General features: G+C 46.2%; 14 protein-coding genes and 1 pseudogene. All 15 read right to left on the minus strand.

The genetic code is table 11. The annotated features are described in order from the left end of the window. Positions 1–4: 4 nt before the first annotated feature. The 15 genes and pseudogenes from CXF86_RS07710 to CXF86_RS07780 all read right to left on the minus strand — a co-directional run bounded on the left by CXF86_RS07710 (position 5) and on the right by CXF86_RS07780 (position 14,377). On the minus strand, positions 5–655 hold the full coding sequence (locus CXF86_RS07710) for a DUF3261 domain-containing protein (RefSeq protein ID WP_102038713.1): 651 nt from the start codon (positions 653–655) through the stop codon (positions 5–7). After that, positions 643–1,920, minus strand: a complete 1,278-nt coding sequence (locus tag CXF86_RS07715; RefSeq protein WP_101089496.1) for an NAD(P)/FAD-dependent oxidoreductase — start codon at positions 1,918–1,920, stop codon at positions 643–645. Before CXF86_RS07715 ends, CXF86_RS07710 begins: the two co-directional genes overlap by 13 nt. Then, entirely contained in the window at positions 1,914–4,331 is a 2,418-nt protein-coding gene (locus tag CXF86_RS07720) for an MMPL family transporter (protein ID WP_102038714.1), read from the minus strand. Before CXF86_RS07720 ends, CXF86_RS07715 begins: the two co-directional genes overlap by 7 nt. Beyond that, on the minus strand, positions 4,328–5,056 hold the full coding sequence (locus tag CXF86_RS07725; protein WP_102038715.1) for an outer membrane lipoprotein carrier protein LolA: 729 nt from the start codon (positions 5,054–5,056) through the stop codon (positions 4,328–4,330). The genes CXF86_RS07720 and CXF86_RS07725 overlap by 4 nt, the downstream gene beginning before the upstream one ends. Beyond that, a complete protein-coding gene (locus CXF86_RS07730) occupies positions 5,053–5,523 on the minus strand; it encodes an acyl-CoA thioesterase (protein ID WP_101089493.1) in 471 nt (156 codons plus the stop codon). Before CXF86_RS07730 ends, CXF86_RS07725 begins: the two co-directional genes overlap by 4 nt. A gap of 34 nt (positions 5,524–5,557) precedes the next feature. Beyond that, on the minus strand, positions 5,558–7,117 hold the full coding sequence (gene hutH, locus CXF86_RS07735; RefSeq protein WP_101089492.1) for an HAL/PAL/TAL family ammonia-lyase: 1,560 nt from the start codon (positions 7,115–7,117) through the stop codon (positions 5,558–5,560). Then, positions 7,114–8,832: a glycosyltransferase family 2 protein gene (locus CXF86_RS07740; protein WP_102038716.1), complete on the minus strand. Its 1,719-nt coding sequence runs from the start codon at positions 8,830–8,832 to the stop codon at positions 7,114–7,116. The genes hutH and CXF86_RS07740 overlap by 4 nt, the downstream gene beginning before the upstream one ends. Beyond that, positions 8,832–9,221, minus strand: a complete 390-nt coding sequence (locus CXF86_RS07745; protein WP_102038717.1) for an ApeI family dehydratase — start codon at positions 9,219–9,221, stop codon at positions 8,832–8,834. The genes CXF86_RS07740 and CXF86_RS07745 overlap by 1 nt, the downstream gene beginning before the upstream one ends. After that, the gene (locus tag CXF86_RS07750) at positions 9,218–10,597 is read right to left on the minus strand and encodes an AMP-binding protein (protein ID WP_102038729.1); all 1,380 of its coding nucleotides are present in this window, start codon (positions 10,595–10,597) and stop codon (positions 9,218–9,220) included. The genes CXF86_RS07745 and CXF86_RS07750 overlap by 4 nt, the downstream gene beginning before the upstream one ends. Next, positions 10,594–11,142 (minus strand): COG4648 family protein, encoded by a 549-nt coding sequence (locus CXF86_RS07755; protein WP_102038718.1) that lies wholly within the window; start codon positions 11,140–11,142, stop codon positions 10,594–10,596. The genes CXF86_RS07750 and CXF86_RS07755 overlap by 4 nt, the downstream gene beginning before the upstream one ends. Further along, positions 11,142–11,390, minus strand: a complete 249-nt coding sequence (locus CXF86_RS07760) for an acyl carrier protein (protein ID WP_101089488.1) — start codon at positions 11,388–11,390, stop codon at positions 11,142–11,144. Before CXF86_RS07760 ends, CXF86_RS07755 begins: the two co-directional genes overlap by 1 nt. Before the next feature lie 8 nt (positions 11,391–11,398). Beyond that, positions 11,399–11,653, minus strand: coding sequence for a phosphopantetheine-binding protein (locus CXF86_RS07765; RefSeq protein ID WP_101089487.1), 255 nt, complete (start codon positions 11,651–11,653; stop codon positions 11,399–11,401). Then, a pseudogene (locus CXF86_RS07770) lies at positions 11,631–12,450 on the minus strand (lysophospholipid acyltransferase family protein). The gene CXF86_RS07765 and the pseudogene CXF86_RS07770 overlap by 23 nt, the downstream one beginning before the upstream one ends. Next, on the minus strand, positions 12,443–13,159 hold the full coding sequence (locus CXF86_RS07775; protein WP_102038719.1) for a beta-ketoacyl synthase chain length factor: 717 nt from the start codon (positions 13,157–13,159) through the stop codon (positions 12,443–12,445). Before CXF86_RS07775 ends, CXF86_RS07770 begins: the two are co-directional and overlap by 8 nt. A gap of 345 nt (positions 13,160–13,504) precedes the next feature. Further along, on the minus strand, positions 13,505–14,377 hold the full coding sequence (locus CXF86_RS07780; protein ID WP_101089484.1) for a DUF3014 domain-containing protein: 873 nt from the start codon (positions 14,375–14,377) through the stop codon (positions 13,505–13,507). Positions 14,378–14,411 lie beyond the last annotated feature (34 nt).

Below are 14,411 nucleotides of genomic sequence, written 5' to 3' on the forward strand. Positions count from 1 at the left end.
AGATTTATAACGGAGTGATGATGAGCTCGAAATCAGCAGCATCAATCCTCAATTCGACTTTGGCTTGCCATGGTTCAGGCCGACTATAACGGATGGTGACAATCGGCTGCGGATCTTCTGCATTAATCTTCATCTCTTTGCTACTCCCTCTCGGCACTGCAGCAAATAGCTTTCGGCAATACGCACCATCGCAATTATAGCCCTGTATATAGCCATTTTGTAAATGGCGATTGAGGCTGTCTTCACGCCAATAGACAAGTTGCATAATAGCTAACAGATACTCGGCTTTAAATTGATCGCCGAGTAACGTGCTTTGCTCACTGATAAGCTTATCGCCATCATAAGTCAGCGTAAATAGTGGTTGGCCTAAAGGGGCTAAGCCAACTAACGTCAGCTGCTGCGGATTAAGCTCCAATTGAGTGAGCAGTTCATGCTGACTTGATTGGGTCTTTATGGTTGTTTTTTGAGTCAGGCTACGCTCAGTGAAAGGCTTTGACGGCTCAATTGTGCTGGCGTCGTTGAGCGGCGCCAGACAGTAACTGACGTTGCTTGGCAGTTCAACGCAGGTTTGTCTTTGCAAGGTTTGGCTGCAACCCGCTAACAGCAGCAAGCTAAAGCAGCTTATGCCTTTAAGAACATGCGTTAGCTGCGACATATTTCTACAACCATATTAAGGCGTCTTTTTGATTCACTGACAAAGGGATTGTTTTGATCCCAAGCATAGCCCGCTAAAATTGAACAGATCATCTGCTTAATGGTGAGGTCGGGATCACTATAAAATATAGCGTCTTGAAAGCGGCAGTCGTACCAAGCTTCGACGTATGTTCTAAAGGTATCAACGCCTTTCATTAATGGCGTAGCGTATTCATCCTGCCAATCAATGGCTTCACCATCGAGTTGCTTGATAAGGGCTTTAGCCGCCAAAGAAGCCGATTGCATTGCGATAGTCACGCCGGATGAAAAGACCGGATCAAGAAACTCTCCAGCATTGCCTAAGAGCGCAAACTTATTGGTCGCTAAGGTCTTTACGTTAGCGGAGTATCCTTGTAGCAGCGCGGAGTCATTGACTAACTCTGCATTGGCGAGCAATTTTTTAAGCCCAGGTTCTAGAGATATCATCTGCAGCAGCACGTCGTCCAAATTGCCTGCTAAGTTACCGAGTTGATGTGGCTCTGCCACAACACCGACTGAGCAACGGCCATTGCTAAAAGGGATTAACCAGTACCAAATATCTTTATTATCAGGGTGAACACTGATGAGAATTTTATTACGGTCGAAATCGGGACAAGTAATATTGTCGTTGATATGGTTGAAAACGGCAGTACGCGTGGGTAAGTGTGATGGTTTTTCTAAGTCGAGTAATCGGGGTAACACTCGGCTAAAACCACTGGCATCCAGAATGAACTTTGCATTAACGGTGTAGGTTTCGCCGGCTTCATTTTGTACCGTTAGTTCAGGTACTGAGTCAAGGTTTACCGACTCTACTGACTGGCCATAGCGGATCTCTACCCCCTGCTTAGTGGCTTCGTCTGCCAGCAGTTTGTCGAACTGAGCGCGTTCAACTTGAAAAGTTGTCCCTGGGCCCGGGGTGAACTTGTCATTAAAGTCGAAGCTGGTGTATTGATCGCGACATCTAAACGCTGCACCATTTTTATATTGAAAGCCCGCCGCGTTAACAGCGTCGAGCATATTGGCTTCAGCAATCACTTGCATGCAGCAAGGGAGTAGGCTTTCTCCAATTGAAAAACGCGGAAAATGCTGTTTCTCTAGCACCAGAACGCGTTTGCCCTGAGCATGCAGTAAACTTGCCGCAATACTCCCTGATGGGCCAGCGCCTATGATGGCAACATCGACGTCTTCAACACGACTCTTTTCAACATCTTGAGTTATCGTGTTCTGATGTGCATTGGAGCTTAACATTGAGATGGTTTCCTTGTGTAAATTTGAATAAATGGCGACAGTAAAAAGGTAAAGCTAATGCCTATCAATAGGGTCAAACCAAATGCGCTAATGGCTGGGGTTTGGCTAAATGCAAGTAAACCAAAAGCGAGTAGTGTCGATATCGCTGACATGAGTACAGCCATCATCACCCCGCGTGTCTTTTGATTCGCTTCAGCAAAAAACAGGCTGTAGTCAATGCCAATCCCAAACACTAAAATCAGCGCCAACGCATGAAACAGAGTCAATGGCGCGTGCATTATCCCCAAGGTCGATAAGGTTAATATCGCAGCAAATCCGGGTACGCTCACCACTATTGAAGCAAGTTTTACACCGAATCTAAAGGTGAATATGCTTACGGCAGTGATCAATGCGATGACCAGCAGTGCCAGTGTTAGTTGACGATAGTGGCCCATTACTTTGGATATGTCGCCCACCTTATCCACTAAATCAACGTTGGGATTGTCGCTAAACAGGGCTGACAATGTGTCGAGTTGTTTAATGCCACCGAGTAATACAATGGATGCGTAGTCAGAGTCTTGTTGCGGCATTAGCCACATAGAGCTTAACTGCTGCCCTGCGGAAGATTGTAGGAAGTCTTCGACATGAATATAGCGGTTTTTTGCCGCAGTAAACTCATCCGCTAACGGCTGTTTAATGCTGTCTTCGATCCCCAAACGGTTAAGGATTTCGACTAAATGTTGCTGATAAATTTGCTGCTGTAACTGGTAGTTGCTTGCTTGTGTTTTTTCACTGGGCAGAAATTTACTCAAGCTAAAGTGATTGCCAAGTAATTGCTGTTGTTGTGCCGTCTCGAGAATAGGTTCGAGTTGCTCAAGCGCTTGCTTTACTTGTTCTTCAGTTTGTCCAGATACCAGCAGAAACTGATTATCCGTTCCGCCACTGAGTAAGGTGCGTAGCGTGTCTTCTTGCTGCTGAATGGCTGCGGGTGTGTGTTGTAATTGACGAATATCATCATCGCTCTTAAGCTGCGAGAGCCCGACACCGATAAAAGCTACCGTGCTAAGTAACAGGATTACTGTTGATAATCGCGATGATGGTATGGCGCGCTTAAGCATAAAACCTTGGTATGTATCAGCAAACTCAAGCAGGCGTTGGCCGTCATTTAGTTTTGCACCCGCCAATTTAGGGTAGGCAAACACCAAGGTTAAATAAGCCCCTATTAGACCCGCAGCGCAAAATATGGCGACTTGTTGCATCCCAGGGAAAGGCGCTAGCCCCAGTGAGCCATAGGCGATAATACTGGTGACTAAGGCTAATGAAATCGCTGGCAGAATGGCTAATGAAGTCCGGTTAGCATCTTGCTGAGGATGATTTAATCGTTCGCAGTAAAAGTGAAAGCAGTAATCAATGGCGATGCCAATAAGGCTGGTGCCAAATACTAGGGTCAGTAAATGCAACTCGCCAAATACCACAAGCGTGAGTACGACGGCAAAAAGCAGGCTGCAGCTTAACGTAATGACAGCAATCATTAACGGCATGATGGAACGAAAGGCAAACCAGACTAAGGCGATAACCCCGATAAGCGAGATGAGGCCAATGCTTGAGACCTCTTTTTTTGCATTGTCAGTGGCTGCCGCGGCATGAAAAAGCGCGCCTGCGTGTATAAAATCAACCGCAGCAAATTCGGCACTGACCGCCCGCTGTGCAGTATTGAGTGCGCTCAGCTGTGATTGTTGAGCATTAGGACTAAAGACGCTTTGTAACCCTTTTGCCATCACGATAGCGACATAGCGTGGCGTAGCTTTAGCATCATTACTGGGTAGGCGAGTCACGAGCACAGCGTTCTCTACACTTAACGCTTGTTTAGGGGCCAGTGCGAGTAAGTTATCGGGGTAGAGCAACAGCGGGTCATGACTTATCAAGGCGCTATTGGCGTAACCAAAGGCGCTATAGAGTTTCTGTAAACTCGCTTGAGTTAGCTGTGGCCACTGATTTTGTGTGAGTTGCTGTTGTTGTTTATCGGTCAGTAGGTTGAATCGGTACGGAAAGTAAAAGGCGTTTAAGGCTTCGGCTTGCGAAATGTCAGCGCTACTGATGTCAGTGAACACCGCGGTGCTATTTGATTTTAACTGCTGCATGAGTGCAGATGCAGCGCTCACTGCTTGGTTTTTATCAGCACTAATAACCCCGATATAGAGTCGATTGGCTAACTGCTGTTCAACTTGAGCAATGGCACGTTGCTCAAGTGGTTTTTCACTTACTTTAGGCAGCATAGCCAAAATATCAGTCTGGATCTTGGCGCCAGATTGCCATTGCAAAAACCCCAGTGTTAACGTGAAAAATACCAATGTCAGCCAGACCAGTAACTTTTTACTTGGGCTGAGCGTGGCTAACACGCTAAATACGGCTAGAGGAGATGTTGTGCTCATCGGGTTTCTCTGCTGCTATCTTCCTGTGCGGGAGAAAAACGTGCTTTGTCTTGCTCAGTTAACGGCATTTCATTGATCGCCGAAAATTCGATGCGGCTGCTATCTTGGTTGTCACTGAATAGGATCAAGGTCTGGATCTGTTTCTCACCCATTAACACCAGCCTAGGGATCGCTTTTTTGACCAAAGGGTCTATTGGCGTCAAACCCAGTTGCCATTGTTCGTTGTCGGCGCTGGCGCTTTGTAAGCTCAATTGAAAATGTTGCTCGAGCGTGTGTAGATCACCACTGAGCAAGGCGTTAAGCAGGGTTGGCATTAATTGCGACAGTTGATTGGCCGTGGTGGATTGCTGTGCATCGCTAATGTGGACTTGCCCTTGACTGTCGATTTGAGTCAAGCGACCCGCTTGTAAGATTAGGGTGCTATTGAAGGGCGACTGCTGCTGCCAGATCACGCCGAGCAGTTTAGAAAAGACAAAACTGCCTTTACTGACCAGTGGCTTCTTAAGCACCTTTAAGTGCCGATACTGAGTAAATAAACCCTTCGCTTGTGAGCTTGGTGCTAGCTGCTTAGAGAGTTGGGTTAACTCACTCGATGATGCCGTTTGTGCAAATAAAGCATCAAAATCTGTCCCACTATGAGCCGAAAAACTCACGGCATTACCGATTAAGAGGATGCAGGTTAATATAAACTGGCAGCTGCGCGACTCAGATCCTGCGAACGTCATTTATTTGAGCCTGTGGTCGGGGTCAGCGACGCGCTTGATTGATCACTCGCATCGACAAGTTTGGCTATTTTATGTTGAAACACCTCAGGCGTAACAAAGCACAACTCTTGCGTTTGCATGTCAACCGCCGCTTGTATGGTATAGCCTTTGGTAATGCGTTTTTTAGTGACAGCATCCAATACTTGGTAATTAATTTTTAACCGATTCTCCCATTCAACGATGGCGGCTTTGATGATCACCTTTTGCTCAAAAGTACTCGACTGTACATACTTGATCTGTAAGTCGACAATGGGCCAGCTATAGCCTGAAGCTTGCATTGCTCGGTAACCGTAATCGATAAGGTCGAGTAACTGGCAGCGAGCGATTTCAAAATAGCGCAGATAGTTTCCATGCCAGGTAATGCCCATTGAATCGACATCATGGAAAGGGATAACTATTTCAATTTCGGTGCTTATAATCCCTTTCATAAGGTCACTATCCTTGTTGGCATGGTTACGCCCACTAACATACTTCCCAATCGCCACTTTGGATCTTGTCGACGGTAGCACGGAGTGCTTGCTCCAATGGTCTGTCTTCGGTAAGCAGTTCAAAATCGGCTTCGACTTGCGCTAACGTCTTAGCCAGTGATGGCGTGATAGAGCTTGGCGCTAGCTCTTGTTGCATGATACGCAACCGAATACCTTGAGACATGGCCAACAACGCTGCGGCCGCGACTTGTTCTGTAAGTTGTAACACTCGCATACAATCACGCGCCGAAATGGTGCCCATGCTGACTTTATCTTGATTATGGCATTCGGTAGAGCGTGAAAACACACTGGCAGGCATGGTATTTTTTAGTGCTTCAGCAGTCCATGCAGACACGCCAATCTGTACGGCTTTAAAGCCGTGATTGATGGCTTTACGCTTACCCATTGCCGCTGAAAGGTTAGCGGGCAGACCATTATTAAACTTTTGATCCATCACTAACGCCATCTGGCGGTCAATTAAGTCGGCAATGTTGGCCACGGCAATTTTCATCGAATCCATCGCGAATGCGATATGGCCGCCATAGAAGTGCCCGCCGTGAAGAATATGCTCACCTTCGGCATCCACAATAGGATTATCGTTAGCGCTGTTAAGCTCGGTTTCGATAAACTGGCGCATAAAGGGCAGCGCATCTTGCAGTACACCGATCACATGTGGTGCGCAGCGTATTGAGTATCTGTCTTGCAATCTGTCAGAGTTACGCGGGTGAGTGTGATGATTTAAGTCCTCACGGATCCACGCGGCAATTTGATTTTGACCCGGGTGCGGCTTAGCGGCAAACAGGATCTCATCGAAGTGGTTCGAATTTCCTTTTAACGTCAGTGAGGCCATCGCTGTAATGCGGCTTGATAATCGAGCCATATATTGAGCGCGATCAAAGGCTAAACAAGCCAGTGCTGTCATCACCGCAGTGCCATTCATTAGCGCGAGTCCCTCTTTAGGGCGCAGCGTCAACGGGATAATATTCAGTTGTTTATAAACGTCGCTCGTCGGGCGTCGCTCACCTTGATACATGACATCACGCTCACCAATGAGTACGGCCGCAAGGTAAGACAAGGGCGTTAAATCACCACTGGCACCGACGGAACCTTCTTCTGGGATCACCGGAGTAATATTGAGGTTCAGCAGTGTCTCAATGCGTTCGAGTAGTTCAAAGCTGACGCCTGATTTACCATAGGCGAGAGAGCTTAAGCGACAAGCCATTACCGCCCGTGTTTGTGCCACAGATAGAATATCGCCAAGCCCGCAGCCATGAAAACGGGTCAAATGCAGTGGTAGCTCATGAACAAGATCGAGGCCGACGGTGACAGTGCAGGAGTCGCCGTAACCCGTGGTAACGCCATAAACCACGCCTTCTTCTTTGAGCAAACTATCGATAAATAATGCACCTTTTTGAATATAGGCTCGGTATTCTTCGGTCTGCTTTAACTGTGCGGTTGCCCCTTTTGAAATTGCTACAACGTCTTCAAGAGACAAACTACGGTAGCCAAACTCAACGGTTTGTTGCTTGATGTTTAGGGAATTAGCGTGGGTCATTTGTGTTGTTGTCCTTTACTGCCTTGAACATTGGTACGTTGGATATTTTCATCCTTGTGCCAAAAATCATAAAAATTAAACCATTGAAGTGGTTGGCGCAGCGCAAAGTATTCAAGGCGCTGGCTAAAATCTTGTACTGCATTGTCGAGTCGTTCAGTTCTGCCAGCTCGTGGGCCTTTCAGGCTGTTAGCAAAATGGCTGAGGTGAACGTGGTAACGACCCTCTTCACGTAAGCAGAACATGGTAAACACTGGACAATCTAATAAGCCTGCAAGGATAAAGGGTCCTTGAGGGAACGGTGCATCTTGACCCAAAAAGGGCTTGTAGATAACACGGCCAGCCGTTTGCGAGGAGGTTCTATCTCCGGCGATAACCACCAATTCACCTTCATCGATTTTTTGCTGTAACAAGATAGAAGTGCTTGGCCCAAGCTCGGTCACTTGAATGAGGTTTAATGCGCTATCTGGGTTGAGTTGCTGCAATACACGGTTAAAGTTTTCGGCGTGCTCGGTTAAGACCATGACATTCACTTTCACTTTGCGCTGGTGGATCGATATTGCGCGGCAAAGCTCTAGATTACCTAGATGGGAAACCAGTAAAACAGCCCCTTTGCCAGTTTCCAGTTGTTCTGTTAAGAGTTGTCTATTGGGAAAGTCGACTTCGGCGAGTTTGATGCGGTCACACCAGGCATCGATGCGGTCAAGCGCTGCATGACCAAAGGCAAAAAAGTGCTTGAGGCTGTCACGCCAGCTGAGTTTGTCATTAAGCAAAGGATGGTTTGGCTGAGTCGCTTTAATTTGGCTTAAAAACTGCTGTGATGCTGATCTGGCCGTGGATCCAGTGGCAAAGAAGTAGCAGATAACGGGGTACATAATGGCACGGCATAACCAGTGACCACCGTAGCGATAGCTTTCAGCTATCAATTTAATGCCCCAGTAGCTGCCGCGCTCCTGCATAGTGGACCAGTGTTGGCTTTGTTTACCTTGGCTGAATTTGTTCCACAAGCGCTTAGGTTGCTGCAGTAGCATGCTGAAAAACAGTTTGCTGTGCATGAGAGAGATACGCGCATTATCTTTGAACCCTTGAAAGTGGCTAATGCCATCTTCGGGGTAGATAACACGGGTAGGAATATGAATAACGGGTACGCCTTGCCAATACAGGCGCACTAGCACTTCTATATCAAAGTCCATTCGCTCGCCAAGAGCATGAGTTAGAAACAGCTTTTCAGTCTCGGCTAACGGGTAAACTCTAAAGCCGCACATGGAATCTTGGATATCAAAGCTGAGTGTTTCTATCCAGACCCAAATGTGGGTGAGATAGCGACCGTATAAGCGAGCCTTAGGCACCGATTCATCATATTGAGGTAGCCCAGAGATTAACGCCTCTGGTGCTGATTCTGCACGGGCGATCATCGCCGGAATATCATCTAAATTGTGTTGCCCATCGGCATCAACTTGCAGTGCGTGGCTGAAGCCATCTTGATAAGCGGTGCGCAGTCCCGTCATTACCGCAGCGCCTTTACCACGATTAAAAGGATGGTGCAGCAGCGTTACCCAGGGGTATTTATTGGCCAGCTCGATGAGTAAAAAGCGAGTTTCATCATCACTGCCATCATTGACCAAGTAGCAAGGCAAACCAAGTTCATCAAGTTGCTCAAGCGTATGTGCAATTGCCGTTTGGTGGTTATAGTTTGGAATGACCAAAGCGATGCGCATTAGCCTATGTCCTTATTGGTCTGTTGAATACTCTGAGGGGCCATATTGAAGGCGATTCGGCCAGATGCAAAGCGTTTATCGCCATCGCTATAAGTAAACATAAGCTTAGCTTTAGCGGCATTGTGACTCATGGTCAAATTGACCTGAGTGTTAGGCAGCATGAGTTGTTGAAACTTGAGAACCTCAAGCACGGCAACGTCGCAGGCGTAGCCAAAATGCTGGCTGCCAAGTTTAATCGCCCAATCTAATTGAGTGACGCCTGGCAGCACGGGTTGCTCGGGAAAGTGGCCTTTGAAATACTCAAGTTCAGCAGCAATCTCTAGACGCCAACAAATGGTGTCATCATCTATTGCAGTGCTCAAAATCGTCGGTAGCGTAGATTTAATCATTTACTCTTAAACTTATCGATATCAAATAAAGCCAACATGGTGTTGTGTACGCGTTTTCCCTGAAAATCGAGCGGCAGCTGCTCTGGGTAGCGCCAACGACGTGGCAAGGTAACACGTTCAAACTGGGTTAATAGATGGCGTTTAAGCACGTTGTTGAGTGCCAATTTGCCATCGGTAGTTAACTGCTCAATACCTTGCTGCGACAGTTCAATCGCTGCCCCTAGCTGTATTCTGGGCTGTTCTAATAAGAGTAGGGCCGCCTTTGTAACGTAAGGATGACTCTCTAAAAGTGACTCCATCTGCACTAATGATAAGCGTTTCTCTTCGACTTTAATGATGCGATCTAAGCGGCCTTGTAGGCTAAACTTACCATCGGCCGCGATGTCGACTTTATCTTCACATCTTAACCAGTGGTCGTTTTCTAAATAGGGTGATTTCAGCTGCAATGCGCCATCGACAGCGTCTTGCTTAATCTCCATTTCGGCAAATGTTTGCCAAGGTTCAGCGGGGGAGTGTTGTTGTCTGTATGCGATCCCGCCCGTCTCTGTACTGCCAAAAACTTCGGTGGGTAGACGACCGTAGCATTGCTTTATTGCCATCGCGGCCTCAAAGCTGAGTGGGCCGCCTGAGCTAAAGACTAAGCTTGGGGCGCGCAACTGCGGCTCATTGTCGAGAGCATCAGGCAAGCGAGATAACTGAGCTGGGCTACTAACTAAGCACAAGTTTGGAAATAAGTTGGCGTAGTAGCTAAGCGTTTCAGGATACTCAACTAAATCACTTAAAAATGGACGACTAGCGGCAAGTGGCCACAGAACTTTAAACAGCAAGCCGTAAATATGTTGGTGCGAAACGGTTGCTATGACGCTGCAATGTGGCAGATGCTGAGCAAAAGTATGCTCCAAGATGCTGACTTCAGCATCGAGTTGCCTAATAGATTTGGAGATTCGTTTGGGTTTACCACTGCTACCAGAGGTGAATAATACCAGCTCACCCCATTGGATTGATTGAGGCCATTGCGATGTAGGCAGATTAATATCTTTATCTAAGCGCAGAAATGCTTTGCCTTCACATAGTGGTAAATCGGAAATAACCCCCTCAAATTCATGGGTTAATTCACTCAACGTTCCCGTTTGAGTATTGGCGGGCAGTATAATCTGCTTTCCGGCAAGCAAGCCTGCACAGAGCCCAACAGCAAACATATCGCTACTATCACAGCTCAATAGCCAGCGCTTTTCTTGGGAACGATTGAGCTGCTGGTGCAGATGAGCAACTTGGTTGCTGAAAACCGCACCGGTCACAATATTGTGATGGTTGAAGCTAATTAACTGCTGTGCTGTTGGCCCTTGAGATAACCAAGATTTGAGTAATTCAGTCATGTCTTTTTTAACCACAATGTTCTGTATAACCACTCACCAGCGAGCAGTAATCCAATAAGCAAATAGGCGATTAAGCCGTTATAAAGGGTCCAAGTTTCCAAGCTAGTATAAAGAGCGGTATAGAGTGCAACGCACCCATTGAAAATGAACAATCCACACCAAAGTCGTGTGACCTTATTGAGGTAGCCAGCGGCTTCATCAGGAAGGTCGGGTTGTTTCAATCTCGCAAGTTGCTCAATCATGCTAGGACCACGAACCAAAGAGTAACTAAAGAGCGCTAACATTGTCAGGTTGATCACGACTGGATAGAACAGTAACAGCGCATGCTCTTTAGCGATAAAACTGCCTGCGGTGAGACCAATACCAATTAAAATGGGTAATAATAGTGCTTTTAATTTTTGTTTTTGCAGTAATAAGCGCAACAGCAGTACGGCGCACAGTACCAGTGCAACGGTGCCTACGGGCAAATAGTGCAAGCCGAAATAGACTGCCAACGGATAGGCAAACACCACTAGGCTAGTCACTATTTGCAAAAATAAGCGCATTAGTCTTTAACTAAACCTTGAATTGCATCGACCACATCACCGACGGTGCGCACGGCTTTAAACTCTTCAGGTTTTATTTTTTTACCTGTCATCTGTTGCAGTTTAATCACTAGATCGACAGCATCAATACTGTCCAAATCTAACGCTTCATAAAGTGATGCTGTTAACGTGATATCGTCAGCGTCGACTTCAAAGTCATCGACTAATATACGGGTTAATGCTTCTAAAATTTGTTCACGAGTTTGCATAATGCCTCCTACACTCGTTGTGACTTAACAAAGCTTGCTAAGCTAGCAACGCTGAAAAAATGTAATTTGGTTGCGTCTGAATTAGCTTCAATTTTCACATCAAATTGTTTTTTTATTGCTAAGCCAAGTTCTAGTGCATCAATCGAGTCTAGCCCTAACCCTTCACCAAAAAGTGGTGCTTCAGCATCAATATCATCAATACTGACGTCTTCAAGGTCAAGACTGTCGATGATCAATTGTTTAATTTCGTTTTCTAAGCTCATAAGTATTTATCTAATTGTTGTTTATAATATTCTTCTAGATCACGGGTCATTTGGCGAGCCATCTTAGCATCGCCACCCGCAGTTGCATCATAGCGTAGATAGGGCAGTTTTTCGCCTATTTCAATATGCATGCCGATGGTACGTCTGGGTAATTGATACCAAGATTCTTGTTTACTAAAGCCAACACAGTTGGTTTTAAGCAATATGGGTAGCAGGTCGCTGCGTGTGCGAATAGTGATGTTGGCAGCACCGCGAGCAAAACTATTGACGCGTTTACCAATGATAGTCCGAGTACCTTCAGGGAAAATAATTAAATTATTGCCTCTATTGAGCACCTCTTTGCAGTCCGCTAATAGGAATTCTGCACCACGATTGGGTATATAACCTGCACTGGATACTACACCACGTAAAAAGGGGTTGCGCCAAATACCTTGTTTGACAATGCAGCTGGTATTGGGCATTAAACTGATCAAGACAACGACGTCGACCAAGGTAGGGTGATTTGAGGTGACAATCATTCCCTTGGCATCCTTGAGTTGTTGCAGGTCGCCATGACTGACCTTAATCAACCCCGTCCAAGTGAGCATGCAGACAAAGCCTTTGAACATGAGGTGAACCGCATGCTGCACTCTTTCTATACGTTGTGTGGGGGTGCCAGGCCAAAATCTGAGGATAGGCAAAATGGTCAATGAACTGAGTAATCCACCAAGGCCAAAAACGATATAGCAAAACGTGCCCCCTACCCATCGTGGCAAGTAAGCGATACCGGTTAGTCGAGGTGCTGGGTGCTTATTCAAAGCTCAAACTCCAATGCGCACCGGAAAAGTTACCTGAAATAGCCTGTTTTAGCGCGATACTAGATAATATATCACCCAAGCTTAATGTCGCGGCTTTGGGGCACAGTTCGCTTAAGTTAATTGTTGCCAAGGCCGCTTGCGGTGAAGTTATTGGCGCGACTAGAAATGCCATTGCAATCGGCCATTCTGGTTCACTCGTAAATGGCTTATAAATATTGGGTACGGTGTCATCGGCATAAGAAAGTAGTACTGGCTCAGGATCATCAACCAGTAGTGCGTATGCTTCAATGAAGGCTTGGGATAGCGTCTCACTGCCGGCAGCAATGGATGTTGATGCTGCTCTGTTTTGACTAATGATGCTAAAGATCCCGCTGGCAGTATTGTGCACTGACTGACTAAAGGCGGTGGGTGATAACGCAGACTTATCGACAATGTCATTAAGTAAGCTAATCGTGCGGTTTATCTCTCCATGCTGCGAAGCAAAAATGCTGCGACATTGCGGTGGTGGTTCACATTGAAAAATAGCATCAAGGATAATTTTTGTGAGTTTACTGAGGCGGCGGCGTTGCATTGCAGGCACTTGTGGCAATTTAGGCACAGCCGTATTCGCAGTAGATACGTCTAATACTGTCTTGGGCCAAGCCTGCCATTCAGCGTTATGCTGATAGTGTGGCGACCATGCGCCCCATGAAAGAATGCTAAACTTCATTGCATTGCCTTACATACGAATATCCGTTCGTAGTGCCTAAGTTCATTGTAAATAATCGCTTGATCCCCTCAAAAGTAAATCAATTCTTAAGGCCTAGCATATACGATATGTCGAAGTAGCCGCTATTGCTTGGTATCACACGAAAGCTTAGTTCAATAGTATAATTATACTGTTGAAATTACGGCATTAGAGCCGCTATTCTACATCATAAGATAGAGATTACAGAAGTGCTTTACGATACGGCTGTAGCGCAAAAGCGCTGAAGACTATTAAAATGTGGCGATAAAGTAAAGGCCCTGTTGGTTCGGGGCCTTTGAATACTTTAATATTTTACTTTAGGAGAGGTTAGTCGAGGTGCTTTTGCAATCGACGTAGTGCTGATTTTACCTTGCGAGCATTTTCAGGTCCCATGCGCACCATGAGTTTCTGAGCATTAGGTAAAGCTTCTAGTTTAGGATCAACAAACTGGTAGTTAACACTCACACCATCGAGTTCTATCGGTTGTTCAATAATCGGCGCATCGAGCATGATGCCAATGGCTTGCTGCATTCTGTCGTTAAACGACGTGCTACTGTAGCCAAGCTCGCTGAAAGCTTCGCTTAAAAGCGGTGTCATCTCTTTGTAAGTTTTAGCTAATTCCTCTTCATTTAAGCTGGCAAGGAAATCTGCATATAAGTCATATCGGTGGTAACTATCTGGGTCAACATAGGTCTTATTAGCGATGTCTGACACGGTAAAGCCATTATTAGGTGCTTTTAATGGACTGACTTTTCTAGCCAACTCTCCTTGAGCTAAGTTATCAACAAATACCACAAATTGACGCACAACATTGTCTTCAATGAGTAAAGGCTGAATTGCCATGCCGTCTGCAATATCAATCGCTTTCTGATGAACATAAGGATCGCTATCGGCCAGTGTTGGCAATGGCTCTACTGCTGGAACGGGTTCGAGTGTAGGCAACTGCACAGGGACAGGATCCACTATTTCTGGTTCCGGTTCTGGCAGATTAGCATCGGTTTCGAGTGGCTCTTCTGGGATAGGATCGGGAATGACAACCGGCGCAATAATTTGCGGTGCTTCGCTCTTATCATTACCGCTTAAATAGTAATAACCTCCAGCAGAGATCAGTACAACAACGGCAATGGCAATAATCGCTAGGCCATTAGTACCTGAGGACTTTTCCTGAGGTGAAATTCTATCTTCTTGACTGAGTTGCATGTTGATTCCTCTGCTACCGCACGATGATCGTTAT

It is taken from the genome of Shewanella sp. GutCb, assembly GCF_002836135.1.
Taxonomy (GTDB): Bacteria; Pseudomonadota; Gammaproteobacteria; order Enterobacterales; family Shewanellaceae; genus Shewanella.

Excerpts from the sequence above, each read along its gene's own strand:
- CXF86_RS07710 (WP_102038713.1), bottom strand. The coding sequence starts at position 655 with ATGTCGCAGCTAACGCATGTTCTTAAAGGCATAAGCTGCTTTAGCTTG.
- CXF86_RS07715 (WP_101089496.1), bottom strand. The coding sequence starts at position 1,920 with ATGTTAAGCTCCAATGCACATCAGAACACGATAACTCAAGATGTTGAA.
- CXF86_RS07720 (WP_102038714.1), bottom strand. The coding sequence starts at position 4,331 with ATGAGCACAACATCTCCTCTAGCCGTATTTAGCGTGTTAGCCACGCTC.
- CXF86_RS07725 (WP_102038715.1), bottom strand. The coding sequence starts at position 5,056 with ATGACGTTCGCAGGATCTGAGTCGCGCAGCTGCCAGTTTATATTAACC.
- CXF86_RS07730 (WP_101089493.1), bottom strand. The coding sequence starts at position 5,523 with ATGAAAGGGATTATAAGCACCGAAATTGAAATAGTTATCCCTTTCCAT.
- hutH (WP_101089492.1), bottom strand. The coding sequence starts at position 7,117 with ATGACCCACGCTAATTCCCTAAACATCAAGCAACAAACCGTTGAGTTT.
- CXF86_RS07740 (WP_102038716.1), bottom strand. The coding sequence starts at position 8,832 with ATGCGCATCGCTTTGGTCATTCCAAACTATAACCACCAAACGGCAATT.
- CXF86_RS07745 (WP_102038717.1), bottom strand. The coding sequence starts at position 9,221 with ATGATTAAATCTACGCTACCGACGATTTTGAGCACTGCAATAGATGAT.
- CXF86_RS07750 (WP_102038729.1), bottom strand. The coding sequence starts at position 10,597 with ATGACTGAATTACTCAAATCTTGGTTATCTCAAGGGCCAACAGCACAG.
- CXF86_RS07755 (WP_102038718.1), bottom strand. The coding sequence starts at position 11,142 with ATGCGCTTATTTTTGCAAATAGTGACTAGCCTAGTGGTGTTTGCCTAT.
- CXF86_RS07760 (WP_101089488.1), bottom strand. The coding sequence starts at position 11,390 with ATGCAAACTCGTGAACAAATTTTAGAAGCATTAACCCGTATATTAGTC.
- CXF86_RS07765 (WP_101089487.1), bottom strand. The coding sequence starts at position 11,653 with ATGAGCTTAGAAAACGAAATTAAACAATTGATCATCGACAGTCTTGAC.
- CXF86_RS07775 (WP_102038719.1), bottom strand. The coding sequence starts at position 13,159 with ATGAAGTTTAGCATTCTTTCATGGGGCGCATGGTCGCCACACTATCAG.
- CXF86_RS07780 (WP_101089484.1), bottom strand. The coding sequence starts at position 14,377 with ATGCAACTCAGTCAAGAAGATAGAATTTCACCTCAGGAAAAGTCCTCA.